The organism is Paenibacillus mesophilus (assembly GCF_005938385.1).
Classification (GTDB): domain Bacteria; phylum Bacillota; class Bacilli; order Paenibacillales; family NBRC-103111; genus Paenibacillus_AB; species Paenibacillus_AB mesophilus.
Map to the genome: position 1 here is coordinate 61,511 of NZ_VCRA01000007.1, position 17,792 is coordinate 79,302.

Annotated in this window: 15 protein-coding genes; 7 read left to right on the plus strand and 8 right to left on the minus strand. The window is 55.7% G+C overall.

Features of this window, described 5'->3' with window-relative positions; genetic code table 11:
- Nucleotides 1-277 precede the first annotated feature (277 nt).
- Together FE783_RS14765 and FE783_RS14770 are read left to right on the plus strand one after the other, a co-directional pair.
- Nucleotides 278-931 (plus strand): GntR family transcriptional regulator, encoded by a 654-nt coding sequence (locus FE783_RS14765; protein ID WP_138880149.1) that lies wholly within the window; start codon nucleotides 278-280, stop codon nucleotides 929-931.
- Nucleotides 932-1,010: 79 nt separating this feature from the next.
- A complete protein-coding gene (locus FE783_RS14770; RefSeq protein ID WP_138880150.1) occupies nucleotides 1,011-2,183 on the plus strand; it encodes a MalY/PatB family protein in 1,173 nt (390 codons plus the stop codon).
- A 77-nt stretch (nucleotides 2,184-2,260) separates the two neighbouring features.
- On the opposite strand, the gene FE783_RS14775 is transcribed toward FE783_RS14770, so the two are convergent.
- Nucleotides 2,261-3,070: a helix-turn-helix domain-containing protein gene (locus FE783_RS14775; protein ID WP_138880151.1), complete on the minus strand. Its 810-nt coding sequence runs from the start codon at nucleotides 3,068-3,070 to the stop codon at nucleotides 2,261-2,263.
- A 183-nt stretch (nucleotides 3,071-3,253) separates the two neighbouring features.
- On the opposite strand from FE783_RS14775, the gene FE783_RS14780 reads away from it, so the two are divergent.
- Nucleotides 3,254-3,706: an SRPBCC family protein gene (locus FE783_RS14780; RefSeq protein ID WP_138880152.1), complete on the plus strand. Its 453-nt coding sequence runs from the start codon at nucleotides 3,254-3,256 to the stop codon at nucleotides 3,704-3,706.
- A gap of 202 nt (nucleotides 3,707-3,908) precedes the next feature.
- On the opposite strand, the gene FE783_RS14785 is transcribed toward FE783_RS14780, so the two are convergent.
- Nucleotides 3,909-4,250, minus strand: coding sequence for a hypothetical protein (locus tag FE783_RS14785; RefSeq protein ID WP_138880153.1), 342 nt, complete (start codon nucleotides 4,248-4,250; stop codon nucleotides 3,909-3,911).
- A gap of 148 nt (nucleotides 4,251-4,398) precedes the next feature.
- Between FE783_RS14785 and FE783_RS14790 the strand changes: the two genes are divergently transcribed.
- Nucleotides 4,399-4,815, plus strand: a complete 417-nt coding sequence (locus tag FE783_RS14790; protein ID WP_138880154.1) for a VOC family protein — start codon at nucleotides 4,399-4,401, stop codon at nucleotides 4,813-4,815.
- A gap of 55 nt (nucleotides 4,816-4,870) precedes the next feature.
- Here the strand turns inward: FE783_RS14790 and FE783_RS14795 are convergent, their stop codons facing one another.
- From FE783_RS14795 to FE783_RS14805, 3 genes are all read right to left on the minus strand, one after another.
- Nucleotides 4,871-6,205 carry an FAD-dependent oxidoreductase gene (locus FE783_RS14795; RefSeq protein ID WP_138880155.1) on the minus strand — a complete coding sequence of 445 codons (1,335 nt, stop codon included), beginning with the start codon at nucleotides 6,203-6,205 and terminating at the stop codon, nucleotides 4,871-4,873.
- A gap of 739 nt (nucleotides 6,206-6,944) precedes the next feature.
- Nucleotides 6,945-8,600, minus strand: a complete 1,656-nt coding sequence (locus tag FE783_RS14800) for a putative ABC transporter permease subunit (RefSeq protein ID WP_138880156.1) — start codon at nucleotides 8,598-8,600, stop codon at nucleotides 6,945-6,947.
- A complete protein-coding gene (locus tag FE783_RS14805; RefSeq protein ID WP_138880157.1) occupies nucleotides 8,593-9,318 on the minus strand; it encodes an ABC transporter ATP-binding protein in 726 nt (241 codons plus the stop codon). Before FE783_RS14805 ends, FE783_RS14800 begins: the two co-directional genes overlap by 8 nt.
- Nucleotides 9,319-9,521: 203 nt before the next feature.
- Here FE783_RS14805 and FE783_RS14810 point away from each other — a divergent pair, with 203 nt between their 5' ends.
- The gene (locus tag FE783_RS14810; RefSeq protein WP_138880158.1) at nucleotides 9,522-10,481 is read left to right on the plus strand and encodes an ATP-binding protein; all 960 of its coding nucleotides are present in this window, start codon (nucleotides 9,522-9,524) and stop codon (nucleotides 10,479-10,481) included.
- A 4-nt stretch (nucleotides 10,482-10,485) separates the two neighbouring features.
- Nucleotides 10,486-11,358, plus strand: coding sequence for a tetratricopeptide repeat protein (locus tag FE783_RS14815; protein ID WP_138880159.1), 873 nt, complete (start codon nucleotides 10,486-10,488; stop codon nucleotides 11,356-11,358).
- On the opposite strand, the gene FE783_RS14820 is transcribed toward FE783_RS14815, so the two are convergent.
- Nucleotides 11,348-13,186, minus strand: coding sequence for an ABC transporter ATP-binding protein (locus FE783_RS14820; RefSeq protein ID WP_138880374.1), 1,839 nt, complete (start codon nucleotides 13,184-13,186; stop codon nucleotides 11,348-11,350). The two genes, FE783_RS14815 and FE783_RS14820, sit on opposite strands and share 11 nt — an antisense overlap.
- Before the next feature lie 34 nt (nucleotides 13,187-13,220).
- Nucleotides 13,221-14,969, minus strand: a complete 1,749-nt coding sequence (locus tag FE783_RS14825; protein WP_138880160.1) for an ABC transporter ATP-binding protein — start codon at nucleotides 14,967-14,969, stop codon at nucleotides 13,221-13,223.
- A 531-nt stretch (nucleotides 14,970-15,500) separates the two neighbouring features.
- Between FE783_RS14825 and FE783_RS14830 the strand changes: the two genes are divergently transcribed.
- Nucleotides 15,501-16,799, plus strand: a complete 1,299-nt coding sequence (locus FE783_RS14830) for a sialidase family protein (RefSeq protein ID WP_138880161.1) — start codon at nucleotides 15,501-15,503, stop codon at nucleotides 16,797-16,799.
- Nucleotides 16,800-16,804: 5 nt separating this feature from the next.
- Here FE783_RS14830 and FE783_RS14835 read toward each other — a convergent pair whose 3' ends face one another.
- On the minus strand, nucleotides 16,805-17,791 hold the full coding sequence (locus tag FE783_RS14835) for a zinc-dependent alcohol dehydrogenase (protein WP_138880162.1): 987 nt from the start codon (nucleotides 17,789-17,791) through the stop codon (nucleotides 16,805-16,807).
- Nucleotide 17,792: the final 1 nt, after the last annotated feature.

Sequence of the window (17,792 nt, forward strand, 5' to 3'; positions counted from 1 at the left end):
TAGACGATTTTCGCTGTGAAGTATGCGGTGAGGAGGCGATAACGATCAAATGTACCTTATTTCCGCTAATTGGGTCTTTCAACCGACTAATAGTGTTCATATGTACCTTATCGCATCCTTGCGGGCGATATTGAGGCCGCATAGAGACCCGATCGATCAGTACTAAGTATACTTTTCTAATAAGATTACCCCGAATTGATGTCCTAATGTTTACAATCGTCTTTTTTTCCCTTACTATGAAGGAATGTGAACCTATAAGCTAAGGAAGTGCCGATCCATGTCTCAATTCCGTTTCGACGAACAAAAAGCGACGTCGCTGCGTCATAAAATTACCGAAGATATACGCAGGGCGATTTTTCAAGGCAAATTAAATCCCGGAGACCGTCTGCGCGAGGTGGAAATATCGAAGCAGATGGGCGTAAGCCGCGGGCCCGTCCGCGAAGCGATCCGCATGCTCGAGCAGGAAGGGCTGCTCGTATCGCTTCCATACAAAGAAACGACGGTCGCGGAAATATCCGGCGAGGAAGTTCGAGACGTCCTGAACCCGATCCGTCTCATTATCGAGAATTATGCGATCCGCAAAGCGCTGCCGAACATCGGCGAACGCGAGCTCGAACGGCTCGCTTCCTTCGTACTCGACATGAAGGACGGCGCGGAGCAGAACAATTTGGACAAGATCGTAGAAGCCGATCTCGCCTTCCACGAGTATGTGCTCGGGCTAGCGGACATGCCGGGGCTGCTCAGCACCTGGACTTCGATCTACAACCGGATCCATCTCCATTTCATGATTCAGGGCAAAGCGTACGAGGATTTGAACGACTTGTGGAGGGAACACGACAAGCTGCTGCTGGCGATCCGGCAAGGCGATCCCGACACGATCGAACAAGCTTGGGCCGAGCATATCGGCACGTACAGAACGGCCGAAGCATAACGGCTCCTCTAGCACTCTTCCGGCTGTATGGCCTTTAACAGCCGATCCGACAAACTACTACTTCTATGGAGGGATTTACGTGACATTCGATTTCGACCGCCGCATCGACCGCCGCAATACGCGTTCCTACAAATGGGATCAGAACGGGAAGCTGTACGGGGATCCCGACGTTCTGCCGCTGTGGGTTGCCGACATGGATTTCCCGAGTCCTCCGGCCGTTCGCGAGGTGCTGGAGAAAAGAGCGGCGCTCGGCATATACGGCTATGCGATCCGCACGGACAGCTATTTGGAATCGATCGTCCAATGGTTCCAAAGAAGACACGGCTGGACGATAGAGCCGCAATGGATTACGGACACGCCGAGCGTCGTCACCTCGCTCAGTATCGCGGTCGAGCAGTTCAGCGAGCCCGGTAGCGACGTCGTGCTGCAATCGCCGGTGTATTACCCCTTCTACGATGTCATCCGGAGCAACGGCAGAAACGTAGTCAAAAATCCGCTGCTGCTGCGCGACGGGAAACTTCAAATGGATTATGAGCAGCTCGAATCGCTGTTTCGGAACGGGGCCAAGCTGCTGCTGCTGTGCAGTCCGCACAACCCCGGAGGGCGGGTATGGGACCGCGCGGATTTGCTCCGGCTCGGCGAGCTGTGCCTGACCTACGGCGTCACGGTCGTTTCCGACGAAATCCACTGCGACCTTGCGCTGCCCGGACATAAGCACATCCCGTTCGCCTCGCTCTCTCCGGAGCTGGCCGACATTACGATCAGCTGCCTCGCGGCAACGAAAACGTTCAACCTGCCGGGACTGCACACGTCGTATACGGTCATATCGAATCCGGCGCTGAAGCGCAAGTTCGAGAACCGGATTAAAGCGCTCAGCCTGCATATGGCGCAGCATTTCGCCCAAGACGCGGTGGAAGCCGCTTACCGGGAAGGCGACGCTTGGCTGGACGCGATGCTCGCCTATGTGTCCGGCAATATCGATTACGCGATCGATTATTTGGCCGAGCATTTGCCGGAGGTGAAGCCGGTCCGGCCGGAAGGAACGTACTTGCTCTGGATCGATTGCCGCGGACTCGGCCTCGATGTGCCCGGCTTGAAGGATCTGATGTACCGCAAGGCAAAAGTCGTGTTCAACGAAGGCTCCACATTCGGCGACGAGGGCGAAGGCTGGCTCCGCATCAATCTCGCCTGTCCGCGCTCGATCGTCGAGGAAGCGCTGGAATCGTTTTGCCGCGCGGCCGCGAGCCGGTAACATGTACCGGACAGCGAAAAAAAGCCGGACCTCAACTCGGGTCCGGCCTTTTTCCGTATGAAACCGCCGCCGCCAAGTCATTCAAGCTTCGTTCCCTTGACGTATTCCTCCGGCGATCTGCCGACGATCGCTTTGAAATCTTTAATGAAGTGCGCCTGGTCGTAATAGCCCAAATCGAGCGACAGCTTCGGCCAGTCCGTGATTTCGCCGCGCTCCAGCTGCTCGGCCGCATCGTGAAGACGATAGCGCTGGATGACCCACTTCGGGCTGATGCCGACATAACGGCTGAACAGCCGCTGCAGGGTTCGTTTGTTGATTCCGAACCGGCGGACGAGATCGTCCACCTTCGTTATATCCCTATCTCCTGAGATGGTCGTTACGATTCCATGCACATACTCGACGTTGTCATCCTTGACCGGGAGCCTCCCGCGAAAAAACCGTTCCGCCAATAACACCATGTCCCGTTCGTTGTCTTGGGCGAGAATATCCGCTTCCAGCGGCCGGACATCCGTGCCGAACGCTTCCCGGAAGCTGACGGAACGTCCGGTCAGCCCGGAAATGTCCCGTTTCCAGAAAGGATAAAATCCGCCGGGTCTGAACTTGATGCCGAGCACCTTTCCTTCATCCTTGACTATGCGGATGTCGCTCGTTCTCGTTATCCCGTATATTCGCGTGTTGCGTTGCTCGAAAACCATGTTGACGTTGGGATGCGACAGCACGACTTGTTCATAAGGGGCTTGTCCGCGCAAATCCCATTTCACGATCCAGAACCATTGGATGAACCAGTCGAGATCCTGCGAAGGGGAATACCGGGTAAGCGAAAACTTCTGCCTGCTTTCCTGTATATTCAATATGCCTTTGCCGCTAACCTCTACAGATGCAGTCATTGACCTGACCCTCCTCCGAACGGATCCGCCCCCGCAATGGGGCGATCCGGTGATGACCCTTGATCCGGCTATCCGCCATGTCGCGTTTTTACAATACGTCCGGGACAGTTTGTCCTATACTTAAGCGTAGCAAGCCGACTTCGAGCTTGCAAGCGATATTCCGACGTCAGGAGGCATTGTGGAATGAACGAACTCAGCTATGTTATTTATATCGGAGCCAAGCCCGAGGAAGTGTGGCAGGCGCTGCTGTCTCCCGAAGGCACGAAAGCGATCTTTTTCGGCTGCGTCATCCGCTCTACGTTCGAAATCGGTTCGACCCTCGAATATGTAGGTCCAGGTAACGACGGCGACGAAACCGTCCACGTATACGGCAACGTGCTCGCATTCGAGCCGAACCGCTTGCTGAGCGTAACCGAGCATCCGGGCCCGTCCTATTCCGAACATCACGCCGAGCTGGAGACCCGAATTACGATGACGCTCGAGCCGGTCGGGGCATGCACGAAGTTTACGCTGGTCAACGATCAGTGGCCGGACAATCATCCTTCCCGCGCCAATACGGAGCAAAGCTGGCCGATCATACTGAGCAACATCAAATCGTACGTGGAGACCGGCAAGGGGCTCGATCTCGGCTGGTAATAGAAACGTCTCGCCAACCTGCCCGGCATTCGCTGTCGAGGCAGGCTCTTTTGCGTAACTAAATAGCAAATGATAAAGACTCTTATTTCTCACAAAATGACGGTTGAGACGAAATAAGAGATGCTGGAGACTGTTAATTTGCGGCAAATAGCACGTTCGTGAGCCATTCGCTTCAAATAAAAGCCCCAAACATCTCTTATTGTCACGCTACATTCATTTTGATCAAATAACTGAAGAATGAAACGAGCAGTACGAGCATTACGGCGAATGGGACGCTGATCAAAGCAATCGCGGCTACGGCAAAGCCTCTGCCTTCGGCTGCCGATCTAATTGTCCGTATGGCAAGTACTAGTGTTACGACATAAATGGCAAATGCGACACTATATAAGAGGATTGCAACATAACCGTTACTGCTCCATACTCCCTGACCTTCGGCGATTACGGCGACCAGAAATAAAAGGGTAAAAACGACTCCGGCAGCGCCGACGACGAACGATACGACGCCTGGACTGAATCGGCCGAAGGGCGGTTTCGCGCTGGACAAAAAAACACTCCTCTTCTCCAATAGACTGCATGTAAGCTATAATAGCACGTTTTCGCGAAATGGAAAATCATACGTTGCCGATTGAGCATTGCCGCGTTAGCGGCTATACTTGTGGGGACAGGCAATCCTGGACAAGGGAGCGTGCAAGATGGGAAGCAATGAGGCAATCGGCGGAGGCGGCGGGTTTCATCACGTTGCGATTCGCGTGTTCGATTTCGACGCGACGATCCGGTTCTACACCGAGGTGCTCGGATTCCGCGAGCGGACGAGCTGGGGAGAGGGAGACGGCCGGGGAGCGCTGCTCGATACGGGCGACGGCAATTATTTGGAGGTGTTTGCCGGAGGGCGCGAAGGTCCGAAGCCGGAAGGCGCATTTATCCATATCGCACTGCGGTGCGACAACGTCGACGAAGTGACCGAACGCGTGCGGGCGGCGGGACGGGAAGTGACCGTCGAGCCCAAAACCGCACAGATGGGCGATTACTCGATTCGGCTTTCTTTCTTCAAAGGACCCGACGGGGAGCAGGTCGAGTTGTTCCATACGATCGGCGAGAACAAGCTGTAGCGAGAAAAATAAAGCGCCGACCGCGCGCGATGCCGGTCGGCGTCTCCTTTTTACGTTACCGCAACGTCACCCTCTCCACATCCCCTTCAACGAATTGCCCGCCCGCTTGCAGCACGTAGCGGATGCGGGATGCCGGTACATGCCTAACATCGTCCGCCTTCGCCCACACCGCCAACGCCGCAGCCGTTCCCGCCGCCTCGCCGATCGCGCTGACGCCGGACATGACCCGGTAAGAGCTGTGCGCTTCATGCGTGCCGCTTATACAGCGGGAACTGAGCAGCAAATTTTTCAGCCCTTTGGCGATCAGCGACCGGTACGGAATGTGATAATAGCCCGGCGCCCCGATTTTCACCAGTGTGGCCCCTCCGCCGAGCGGATCGTGGATATCCAGACTGTACGCGCAGGCGGCTACCATATCCTCGAACTTGCGTGCGCCGAGGCAGTCTTCTGCCGTCAGCACATAATCGCCCACAATCCGCCTTCCTTCGCGAACCCCCAGCTTGGGAGCGATAAACTCGACGGACGATCGGGCAAAAGCAGGGTGGCGCTTGACCGCTTCAATCAGCTGAAACGCCTGCTCCGTCCCTTCCTTCATGCCGTTCGCGACCGATTCCGGGCTTGTCGGATCGACATTGGTTACGGCCGTGGAGTTGAACAAAATGCCGCGGCCGTCCGGATAAGGAAAGCATAGAACGCTCGGCCGCGGGTTGCGCGTTCCGCCCTCCTCCTTCATCTGCTTGAAATGCACCGTCAGCTCCTGTCTCAAGGAGCGAATGCCGCCCCATGTCGCGATCCGCGGATTCAGCAGCTTGGACGGATCGAATCCGGTCATTTTGAAGGTGACGGTCGCGGATTGCAGCTTGCCGTCCTCCTCCCGTCCGATCTGGAAAGAAGCTCCGGCCATCGCACTCAGGTTGCCGTCCGCCGTAGCGTCGAGATATACGCCTCCGCTAACGGAAACCGGCTCTCCGCCGCCCGACTCGACTGTAATTCGGACGATGGACTCTCCATCGGTCATTACGCCGGTAACACGATGATCCGTCCATACCGTTATTAGCGGTTCAGCCCGCAGCAGCGACAAATATCGTTCCTTCAATTCCTTCTCGTCGTATGTGGGAACGGTTTCCTCCGTATCGAAAATTCCTTTACCGTTCCCGTAGGCTTGCGGAAACAGCTCGCGATGGATGCCGTTGTTGATGGTCCGGCCGTTATGATCCCGGAACGAGCAAATGAGCGAAACCGCCGAATGAACGCCCGTTCCGCCGATTTCCTTCATCCCCTCGATCAGCAGCACGCTTCTGCGCAGCCGCGCAGACGCGAGAGCCGCGCATATGCCGCCTACCCCCGCTCCAACAATAACAATATCGCGCTTCTCTTCCCGGACACTCATCAGGCTCTCTCCTTCTTGTTTTGCGTCAGCCGGGCTCCACCCGGTATCTTCTCCCTTTACTATGATAGAATCATGCCGTGATAACTACATAATTTTTCGCGAAATAGTTATGTTTTTTTGCGATATAAGAAAAGCTTCTGATCGAAGCCTTTCGATGATGTGCATTCGTGTTTTAGCGGTTGCTTATTCTTGGTTCAGAAACCCGCACTTCGCTTTAACACTATAGCGAAGTTAAATTTTCCGAATCAATAAGAAAACGTCTATCGACGTACTTCAAGGATGAGCGACCGCTACTCTCACCCCAAAAAGTGACGCTATCCCTTCGAAGATTACACCGGGTACTTTTCGGGGACCCCGAACACCGGAAGTTTTTCTTGGTTCAGAAACTCTCACTTCGCTTTAACGCTTTAGCGAAGTTAAACTTTCTTTATCGTTAAAAAATCCCCGCCGGCATTTGGCCGGCGAGGTTGCTGTTTTTGCTCCAGGTATTGCCCATTATTTCATTTTTTTGAGGAGAACGCCGGCGAGTCCTTTGAATACTTTCTCCAGACGAACTTTCTTGTGCCGCGTACCGCCCATACCGCCCAGAATACCCTTGATCAGATCGAACATTGTAATCACCCCCGAACGCATGGATGATACAGTATATTGAAGTCCGATTGATAGAGTCACAGTCAATCAACTATTACTAGAGTCTATCTTGCGGCCGTATCGGAGCAAATGTGCCGGTATTATTCGATCAAGCCTCGATCCTCCCGAACCACGCTTCCCCCTTCGCCTTCAACAGACGAATGAGTACGACATCCGCGGCAACCATCAGTACAAGCAGCAATGCAGCCGCGGCCCACAGACCGAGTCCGAGCCAATTGACCAGTATGAACAAAGCGGCGGCAGCGGCGATGCTGAGCAGCAGATTGAACAAGCCGTTCATATTTTGTTTAACCGCCTTCTGCTCGTTGTCCCACACCAGCTTCGGCAGCCACAGATCGATCATGATGCCGGTCAGGCACGTAAACAAGGTGGCCGCGATCGCAATGACGAGCATGGCCAGTATGAACAGGAGAGGCAGCTGTAGCATGAAGAATGCGACAACGAGTAGGAGGAGCGCTCCGATCATCGTAATGAGCCATCCGGCCGCGACCTTGGCGGCAATCATGCTGCCGTAGGAGACAGGCATATATTTCGAGACGAAAAATCCCGCTCCCTCCCGCGAAATCGAAGTGGAAGCCGTCGCATTCGCACCGGAAACGAACAACAGCAAGGCGAGCCCGATCGCCGGTACAAGCGCCGACGATTCGAACGTTTCGAACAACGTCTGGGCCGAGCCGAGCATTTCTTTGAAATCCGGCTGCGTGAGCACGGGGATAAGCAGCAGCACCGGCCACAGAAACGACATCAGCACGCAGTTGAGAAAAAACGGGGGCGTCCGCATCAGAATGCGCAGCTCCTTTAACAACAGCGCCTTCCGCGCAGACTGCTGCGATGTCTGCCGGTCGAGCTGGGATCCGCTGAGCCGGATTCGGCGAGCCGCCGTTTCGGAAATACCCATTACGCCTCGGAAGTAAAACCGCTGGGCCAGCGCAACGAACACGATATAGAATAGCGCCGTCAAGCCGACGAACAAGACGAGCCATGCCGCTCCGGCGAGCTGGGATTCCCTCAACAGGGCGTTTGCCGCAAGCTTGACGCTCGGAAAAGACCGGGTGGCGAATTCGATTAACGAATTGTTGCCGCCAAGCAGCATGTCCTGCATCTGCTCGGGCTTCATCGCTTTATTGATCGAACGCTGGATGAACATGTTCAATCCGAACGATGCCAGCACCGCCGCTACGCCGCCGAGCATCCGGAATCGGTCTTTGTTGCGGGCTACGCCTGCGAAGCTCATGATCGCCATCGCGATGACCGACGCCAAGACGAGCGGAACGACGGGCAGAGCCAAGAAGACGACGATCGCGTACAAATAATAGAGCACTCCGGCGCCGTCCTTGATGCCGAATACGACGATCAGCGGGACTAGAAAAATAAGCAGCGTCAAATATTCGTACAGCAGGACGGTCAGAAATTTGGCCGTTACGATTTGACCGGGCTTCAAAGGGAGCGGCAGCAAATGCTCCACATCCTGGGCAAAATAAAACACCGTGATCACATAAAAAATACCGAACATGAACACGACCAGACTGGCCAGTGCAAGTCCGAGTCCGAGAACGGCCCCGCCTTGTCCGATCGACTGAAGCGCGTCGTAAAAGATCGCGACCATGTTGCCGATGGCGGACGCGAGCGGCAGCAAGGCGACCAGAAGCAGCGCGGGGAGGAGAAACCGCTTCTTGCCCGGCTTCGACATCTGTCCCGTGCCGTTCACGAGTAAAATACGCGTCAGCGCGAGCGTCTTATTCATCGCCGGTCAGCTCCAAGAACAATTTCTCGAGAGACTGGTCGGACTGGAACCGCTCCTGCATATCTTTGAACGTCCCGCAGAAAAGGATTTCCCCTTTGTTGATGATCGCCACCCGGTCGCACAGCTTCTCGGCCACTTCGAGCACGTGCGTGGAGAAGAAGACCGTCTTGCCGCTGTCCGCATGCTCGCGCATCATTTCCTTCAGCGTGTAGGACGATTTCGGATCCAGTCCGGTCAGCGGCTCGTCCAATATCCATACCGCCGGGTCGTGAATGAGTACGCCCATAATGACGATCTTCTGCCTCATCCCGTGCGAATAGCTCTGAATCGGATCGGACAGCGCATGGGACAAATCGAACCGGCCTGCCAGCGCTTCGATCCGCGGTTTGCGGATTTCCTTCGGCACTTCGTACATATCCGCCATGAAGTTCAAATATTCCAATCCTTTCAGACGAAGGAACAAGTCCGGGCTGTCCGGGACGTAGCCGAACTGCTTCTTGGCCTCGATCGGGGATTCGGCGATATTTTTACCATTGATGCGGATCGTGCCTTTGTCGGGCTTCGTAATGCCGGTAATCATCTTGATCGTCGTCGTTTTGCCCGCTCCGTTCGGCCCGAGGAAGCCGAATATTTCTCCCCCTTGGACGGTCAGCGACATATTGTCGACCGCTTTCGTTTTGTTATTGTAGCTTTTGTCAACGTACATCAGTTCGATCATCGTTCGCATACTCCCTTCCTACAGCCGTCATGTCAAGGTTGCCAACCCTTATTATAGCACAAATCCTTCCTTCTCTTGCCAATCGTTGCCTAAATGCGATCCCGCGCGGATCATGCTTTCCATAACGCCCGGGCCTTGGTATCATGAAGAGAACGACGCGCCTATGATTTTATCCGGATCGAGGCAGGCAAAGGGGAATGAACATGACGGATTACCGTGACGATTTGTCGGAGCACCGCCGCAAGAAGCTGAAGCTGCTGAGATTCGACGAGAACGAGAATAAGCTCGTTGAAGCGGAAAAGCCGAAAGAAACATTCGCCGATGTCGGCGGACTGGAAGAGGTCAAGAAAAAAATACGGATGAACTTCATTCTCCCCCTGAAGCAGCCGGAGCTGTTCGCCGCCTACGGGAAGGAAGCCGGAGGAAGCCTGCTGCTGTACGGCCCGCCGGGTTGCGGCAAAACGTTTCTGGCCCGGACCGTCGCGGGAGAGATCGACGCCCATTTCATGCACATCGAGCTGCAGGCGATTTTGTCGATGTACGTCGGGCAAAGCGAGCACAATCTGCACGATTTCTTCGAGAAGGCGCGGGAGAACAAGCCGTGCGTCATTTTCATCGACGAATTGGACGCTATGGGCGGCAACCGCCATCAGATGAGGCAGCATCACGACCGGATGCTCGTCAACCAGCTGCTGCTCGAGCTGGACGGTCTCCGGACGGCCAACGACAACGTGTTCGTCATCGGCGCTACCAACACACCGTGGTATCTAGACCCGGCGCTGCGCAGACCCGGCAGATTCAACCACCTCGTATTTGTACCGCCTCCCGAGGAGCCCGAGCGCGAGACGATCCTGAACCTGAAGCTGGCGGGCAAGCCGGCCGGACCGCTGGACTTGGCTAAAGCGGCCAAGGAAACGAAGCATTTCTCCGGGGCGGACTTGGAGCAAGTCGTCAAGGATGCGATAGAGTCGGCGTTGGAGCGGTCGATGAATAGCGGACGTATCGAGCCGATTACCCGGGACGATCTAAACCGGGCAACCAAAGGGAGAAAACCGACGACGTTGGAATGGTTCGCCACCGCCAAAAACTATGCTACCTTCAGCGATGCAAATCAGGACTATAAGCACGTGCTGGACTATATGAAAGCGAATGGGATGAAGTAAAGCGATGACCGAAGCGAACCTTTACGCGACCCGATTCCGCAAAGCGTATCAATTGATGGAGTGGAAACGGTATGACGCCGCACTGGAGGAAGCCGGAGCCCTCATCCGGGAAAATCCCGAGGACGCGGATGCGTACGCGCTTGCCGGTGATATCCATCTGAAGACGGGACGGCACGATAAAGCGCTGCATTGGAGCGGAGAAGCGCTCAGGCGCGATCCCGAGAACCAGGTCGCCTGGTTCGTCCGCGTATCCGTTTACTACGAGACGGACAATGACAAGGAGCTGGACGAAGCGCTGCGGGAAGCGATGCGGATCGATCCGTACGAATCGCACTATTTATTTCTTCAAGCCAATTTGAGCAACAAAAAAGGCCGGTTCGCGGAAGCGAAGGCCCATATCGGGAGTGCGCTGGAACTGCAGCCGGAGAACGCGCTTTACTTGGCGATGCTCGGGTACATCGAAGCGCTTTTGAAAAATTACGGCGCCTCCAAGGCGCTCGGGCACGAGGCGCTCCGCCTTGAAGCGGAATCCCCCCACGTCTACTTGTACCTCGCCTGGGCGGCTGGCCGCAGAGATGACTACGCCGCCCAAACCGAGTATTTGAAAAGCGCGATCCGGCTCGCTCCCGACAATAGTCAGATCCGTGGCGAGTATTTGGAGGCGCTGCAGAAAAGCTATGCGTTCTACCGCTTCTTCCTGTATCCCGCCAAGCTGATGAAAAGGTGGAAGCCTTGGCAGCTGCTGCTCGTATGGGTAATCGCGTGGATCGTTTTCAAGCCGCTCGTCCTCGTCTTCATTGTGCTTTATATCGTATCCCACTGGATGACGAAGCTGCTTGTGCACGTCAAAGTATTCGGCTGGACGTTCAGGAAGTAGCGCCCTCGATATTTTTGAACTGGTTGTCGAACATCCGGTAATACGTCCCTCTCTTCGCGATCAGCGCTTCGTGGCTTCCTTTCTCCACGATCGCGCCGCGGTCGACGACCATGATCGTATCCGCGTCGCGGATCGTGTTCAGCCTGTGCGCGATAATGAAGCTGGTGCGGCCTTTCATGAGCTGGAGCAGCGCATCCTGGATATGCAGCTCGGTCCGGGTATCGATGCTGCTCGTCGCTTCGTCCAGAATCAGAATCGCCGGATTGGCGAGAATGACCCGCGCGATGGCGAGCAATTGCCGCTGCCCTTGGCTCAGGTTGCCCCCGTTCTCCGTCAGCTCCGTATCGTAACGGCCCGGAAGACGCTGGATGAATGCGTCGGCGTTGGCCATGGCCGCGGCTTTCCGCATTTCCTCGTCGGTCGCGTCGGGCTTGCCGTACTTGATATTATCCCGGATCGTGCCCGAGAACAAATACGTATCCTGCAATACGATCCCGAAGCATCTTCTCAAGCTGTCCCTCGTATAATCGCGTATATCTCTTCCGTCCAAATAGATGGCCCCGTCCGTTACGTCATAGAATCGGGTAACCAGATTGACTACGGTCGTCTTGCCCGCTCCCGTCGGACCGACAAGAGCGGTAGAGCTTCCTTGAGGCGATTCGAAGCCGACTTTCTTCAGAATGGGGACGTCGGGCCTGTAGCCGAAGCTGACTCGGTCGAACACGACATGTCCCCGCGGATTGTCCAGAACGACGGCGTTCGGGGAGTCTTCCGGCTCCTCTTCCTCCTCGAGAACTTCGAACGCGCGCTCCGCTCCGGCCACCCCGGACTGCAGCACGTTGTATATGTTCGCCAGCTCGTTCAGCGGCCGGACGAACTGCCTCGAATAGCTGATGAAGCTCGCGATGACGCCGACCGTAATGCTTCCTTTGACGGCCAATATCCCGCCGACGATCGCTACGGCGGCGAATCCGATATTACTGATGACGCTCAGCAGCGGCATCATGAAGCCGGACCATATTTGCGCCTTAAGTCCGATCTCGTACAGTCTCGCGTTCACGGTGTCGAACTCTTCGATCGATTTCTCCTCGCGGTTGAACGCTTTGACGACTTGAATGCCGGATATCGTTTCTTCGATATGGCCGTTCAGCTGGCCCAGCTGCGCCTGCTGCTCCTTGAACATGACGCTCGTCTTCTTCGTAATCGTACGGGCAAGAAGATAGACGAGTGGCACGGTAATCAAGCTCGCCAGCGTCAGCACCGGGCTTAATACGAGCATCATCGTCAGTGAGCCGACGATTGCGATCATGCCGGACATCAATTGTACCGTCGATTGGGATATCGTCGTGCTGACGTTGTCGATGTCGTTCGACATCCGGCTCATCACCTCGCCGTGCGGGCGGGCGTCGAAGAACGAGAGCGGGAGCTTCTGCAGCTTATCGAACATCGTGCGGCGCAAGTTCATGACGACCCTTTGCGATACGCCCGCCATCAGCCATCCTTGCATGAAAGTAAGCACGCCGTCCGAAATGTACGCCGCCGTCAGCGCGAACAGCGTCACTTCGAGCAGACGGAAATCGACCTTGCCGCCCGAACCGGTCATCGCGTCTATCGCGACGCCGATCAAATAAGGCCCGGTCAGCATAATCGCCGCATCAATCAGCAGGAAGGCGAAGATGAGCGCCAGCAGCTTCCTTTCTTTGCCCAAATAGCGCCAAAGCTTAGCCATCGTTTTGCGGAAGTTTTTCGGCTTGGCGACGGGGCCTCTGCCGCGCGCCCCGAACCCTCCCGCACCCGGATGCCTGCCGGGACCGACCATTGGCGGCATTTCGCCCGCTCCGGCCTGAGGCCCGCTTCGCTGCTCATTCGGCTTTGACATCGGCCTGCATCTCCCTTCCGATTTGAGACTGATAAATTTCCCGGTAAACGCCGCAGCTCTGCATGAGCGTCCCATGGGTGCCGATTCCGACGATCTCGCCCTGATCGAGCACGACGATTTTGTCGGCGTCCATGACGGACGTGATCCGCTGGGCGATCAGGAGGCACGTAAGTCCTTTGGCGTATGTTTTCAAAGACTGTTTGATCTTTGCTTCCGTTGCGACGTCGACCGCACTTGTGCAATCGTCCAATATTAAAATGTCCGGCTTGCGGATAAGCGCCCTCGCGATGGACAGCCGCTGCTTCTGACCGCCCGACAAGTTCACCCCGCGCTGGCCGAGCCGCGTCTCATACTTTTCCGGATATGCGGAAATGAATTCGTGCGCTTCCGCCAGCTTGGCCGCTTCCTCCACCTCTTGCTCCGTCGCGTCGTCTTTGCCCCACCGGATGTTATCGGCGATAGCTCCCGTGAACAGCACCGTCTTCTGCGGAACGATGGCGATCGTCTCCCTCAGCCGCTGCGGGTCAACGTCTCTCACATCTTCCCCGTTCACCTTGACGACGCCCGAATCGGCATCGTAGAACCGGGGGATGAGACTGACCAGACTGCTCTTGCCCGAGCCGGTAGAACCGATAATGCCTACGGTTTCTCCCGGAAGACAGCTGAACGTAATCTGCTTGATCGCGGGCTCGCCCTCCGGACCTTCGTACGAGAAGGAAACGTTCTCGAAATCGATGCGTCCCTTCAACCCGGAAGCCGGTGCGGACACCCCGTCTCGCCAAGACATCGTATTCTGCTCCGCGAACACCTCGCCGATCCGAACCGAAGACGCCTTCGCTCTGACGAACATATTGAAGACCATCGAGATCGTCATGAGCGACATCAAGATTTGCGTCATATAGTTGATGAAGGCGATAATGCTTCCGATCTGCATCTGGCCGTTATCGACCCGGATACCGCCCATCCAGATGACCGCTATGATGCCGAAGTTAACCGTAAGCATAATAGCCGGATTGAAGACGGACATGGCCCGCATGACCGTAACGGACCGATCGCGATATTCCGCGTTCGCCTTGTTGAACTTGTCGGTCTCGTAATCGAACCGGTTGAACGCCTTGACGACCCGCACGCCCGACAAATATTCGCGGATGACGCCGTTTACCCGGTCAAGCGCTTTCTGAACGAACATAAAGCGGGGAAACCCGATCTTCATGTTCAGCACGACGAGCAAGGCGACGACGGGCACGACGATGGCGAGTACGACGGACAGATGCAGGTCGAGCCGTGCGGCCATGATCAAGCTCCCGATGCACAGCAGCGGCGCTTTCACGAAAATGCGCATCAAGCCGTTGACGAAGTTCTGTACCTGAGTCACGTCGTTCGTCAGCCGGGTCACCAAGGAAGCCCTTTCATATTTGTCGATGCTCGCGAAGGACATCGTCTGGATTTTGCGGAACAGATCGCTTCTCAGCTCCGTTCCGAACTTTTGCGACACGCGGCTCGAGATAATGTTCCGCGAAGTGGCTCCCAGAGCGCCTACCGCCGTAATTAGCAGCATCAGTCCTCCCATGCTCAGCACGTAATCCAAGCGGCTCCCGGCAATCCCGACGTCGATGATCTTGGCCATAATCGTCGGCTGCAGCAGATCGCATGCCGCTTCCACCGTCAAGAACGCCACCGCCACGCAAAACAGCTTCCAATGTTTCCGGACATAAGGAAGTAAAAAATGCATTCCGCTCTCTCCTCTTCGCTATGGCGATAAAGATATTATACTACTCATTATCTTAATTTTTAATGGTTTGTGAAGAAAAAAATTGCCTCCCCGTGTCAACGTTAAAACAACTAACGGAACTAGATTCCGTTATCCACCGTTAAGACCAGGATGTTGTCAAAGTAACGGAACTTGCTTCCGTTATTCAACCTTTTTGCCGTCAACGAAGCAAAAAATGGACGTTTTAGCGCACTAGAGTTCCGTTAAAACCGAGAAATGCGGCAAAAAATTCGACATAGAGGAATACAGTTCCGCTATGCACCAAAAGCCGCATCCGGGCTAACCCGTCCGCAGCCCTCTACCGGCCGAATAGGCGACTTCCGTAATCGATACTCCTTGCCGGACTCCAGGAAAAACGTTTTTGCCGGTTGACAAAAAGCTCCACCGCAAGCTAACATAAACTCAATGAATAAGTTAATTATGAGTTCGTGAGCGATTTGCGAGGATCACGGGCGTGGTCACAAGCATTTTATAAAGATTGGGGATATTCCATTGCCTCCAAAACATACGATCCAAGAGCTGGCACCGGATTATGTCAAAGTATACGAATCGCCGGACCCCGAACATATTTATGCTTATAGTCCGGGCATAGCCGTACTGCCGGGCGGCCGGTTCATCGCAACGCTCGATTTAAGCGGACCGGGGATCGGGAATATTCCGGGACCTAAGCGAATCATCGAATGGGGCCGCCTTTGGTTCGGCAAAGTGTTCGCTTCCGATGACGGAGGGCTGACTTGGAGCCATAAGACCGATTTTCCGTTCATGCATGCGAGACCTTTCGTTGCCGGCAATGACTTATATGTAATCGGACACTGCAACGATTTGATGATTATGCGATCCGGCGACGGAGGGGAAAGCTGGGGGGAACCGGTACGGTTGACCGAGGGACAGGTTTGGCATCAGGCCCCTTGCAATGTGCATTATGCCAAAGGAAACGTTTATTTGGTGATGGAACGGATTACGTATCCCGGGGTGAAGGAGCTGCGCACGCATAGAATGGCGCCGGTCCTGTTGAGAGGAAGCTTGTCGGCCGATTTGACCCGTAGGGAATCGTGGACGTTCGCATCCGAGCTGACGATGCAGGAAGCGTTGTCCGGCAAGGAATGCGATTTGTTCGGAGTTCCGTTCTTCCCGGAGAAACGGCTGGATTCGCCCGCATCGGCTGTTCAACGGGACCCGGCGATTCCCGGGCCGAAAGAAATGTATCCCCGGGGCTGGCTCGAGTCGAATGTCGTCCAGTTCGTCGACGACCGCCATTACTTGTACGATCCGAGCGGCCGCACCTTCCATCTATGGATGCGTTCGGCTACCGGTGGCAACGGATTTGCCGCGATCGCGAAAGCGGTCGAGCAGGATGACGGCACCATCGTGACGATGCTCGAGCAAGCTCCGTCGGGGAAAACGTTTCTATACGTACCTTGTCCGGGCGGACAGATGAAGTTTCATCTATTGTATGACCGCGTAACGGCATTGTACTGGCTGCTCAGCACCCAAGCGACGGACAGCATGACGCGTGCCGAGAAACTTCCGCCGGAGCGGAGCGGCAACCCCAACAATGAACGCCGTCGCCTGCAGCTGCATTTCTCGACCAATTGCGTGGACTGGTGCTTCGCCGGACTTGTCGCCAAGACGAATATGCCGAATGCGGCCCGACACTATGCCAGTATGGCTATTTATGGCGAGGATCTGCTTATACTGAGCCGATCCGGCGACGAACGAGCGGCCAATCCGCACGACGGGAATCTTATCACCTTTCACCGGATCGAACAGTTTCGCGAGCTCGTTTATTGACCTGCTTACCGCCAGCTTAAGACGACGCCGAGGCAGCCGGCCTTGTTATGCTGAATGGTTTGCCACGCTTCGGCGGCGTCCTCGACCCGAAAATGATGGCTAATCAAAGGCGACGTTTGCAGCCAGCCTTCCGAAATGGCCTTAATCGTCTCCTCCATCCGCTTGCCCGTCCAGCCGGAAGGCGTATGCAGCGTTATTTCCTGCCCTCGCAGCGTCTGAATATCGATCAAGCCCGTCTCCCCGAGAAATCCGGCCGAAACAAAATGGCTGTCCCGCTTCATGTACGGCTGTATTGTGCGGAAAGCGTCCATATCGCCCACCGAATCGATCACGACGGCAATGGAACCGTAGTTGCCCAGAAACTCCGCGAGTTCCGTCCGACGCGTATTCGCGCCGCGGATTTGCTCCGGCAAATGGCCGAGCCTTCCGTCATGTCGGCCCAGTACGGCAACTTGCGCCCCCCTGTGGAGCAGCGTCTGGGCCGCCCATTGTCCGACCAGCCCGTCGCCGATCACAACGGCCCTGTCTCCCGCTTCAACGGCCGGCCGTATGCCGCAGTTGTACCCCACCTGAGCGAGCACCAGTCCGCAGTAATCGAGCGGCTGCGCATCCGCCGGCAGCTTCCATATTTGATGCGCAGGCGTAATCGCCGGGCTGACATGGCCGCCCATCGGCTCGAACATCCCGGACACTTTGCCGAGAGCGGCAAATACGCGCTCCCCTGCCTCGATGCCGCGAACAGCCGCGCCGACGGCCCTCACGATGCCCACCTTCTGATAGCCGGGCACGATCGGGAACGGCCACGGATCCCCTTCCTTGTAAGGCACCTCGCCTTTGATTCTTTCCGCGCGCAAATACGACGATTCCGTGCCGGTGCTGATCCAGGAGTATTCCACATCGACAACGACATCGTTGTCCCCCGGCTCCGGAACTTCAACCTCTTTGTATTCGACTTGCCCCTTATCCGTGAAAACTACAGCATGAGCTTTCATT

What these genes read in the sequence shown, in the direction of transcription:
- FE783_RS14795 (WP_138880155.1), bottom strand. Translation starts at nt 6,205, where the DNA reads ATGAGTGTCCGGGAAGAGAAGCGCGATATTGTTATTGTTGGAGCGGGG.
- FE783_RS14800 (WP_138880156.1), bottom strand. Translation starts at nt 8,600, where the DNA reads ATGAATAAGACGCTCGCGCTGACGCGTATTTTACTCGTGAACGGCACG.
- FE783_RS14825 (WP_138880160.1), bottom strand. Translation starts at nt 14,969, where the DNA reads ATGCATTTTTTACTTCCTTATGTCCGGAAACATTGGAAGCTGTTTTGC.
- FE783_RS14805 (WP_138880157.1), bottom strand. Translation starts at nt 9,318, where the DNA reads ATGATCGAACTGATGTACGTTGACAAAAGCTACAATAACAAAACGAAA.
- FE783_RS14775 (WP_138880151.1), bottom strand. Translation starts at nt 3,070, where the DNA reads ATGACTGCATCTGTAGAGGTTAGCGGCAAAGGCATATTGAATATACAG.
- FE783_RS14815 (WP_138880159.1), top strand. Translation starts at nt 10,486, where the DNA reads ATGACCGAAGCGAACCTTTACGCGACCCGATTCCGCAAAGCGTATCAA.
- FE783_RS14765 (WP_138880149.1), top strand. Translation starts at nt 278, where the DNA reads ATGTCTCAATTCCGTTTCGACGAACAAAAAGCGACGTCGCTGCGTCAT.
- FE783_RS14810 (WP_138880158.1), top strand. Translation starts at nt 9,522, where the DNA reads ATGACGGATTACCGTGACGATTTGTCGGAGCACCGCCGCAAGAAGCTG.
- FE783_RS14780 (WP_138880152.1), top strand. Translation starts at nt 3,254, where the DNA reads ATGAACGAACTCAGCTATGTTATTTATATCGGAGCCAAGCCCGAGGAA.
- FE783_RS14790 (WP_138880154.1), top strand. Translation starts at nt 4,399, where the DNA reads ATGGGAAGCAATGAGGCAATCGGCGGAGGCGGCGGGTTTCATCACGTT.
- FE783_RS14820 (WP_138880374.1), bottom strand. Translation starts at nt 13,186, where the DNA reads ATGCCGCCAATGGTCGGTCCCGGCAGGCATCCGGGTGCGGGAGGGTTC.
- FE783_RS14835 (WP_138880162.1), bottom strand. Translation starts at nt 17,791, where the DNA reads ATGAAAGCTCATGCTGTAGTTTTCACGGATAAGGGGCAAGTCGAATAC.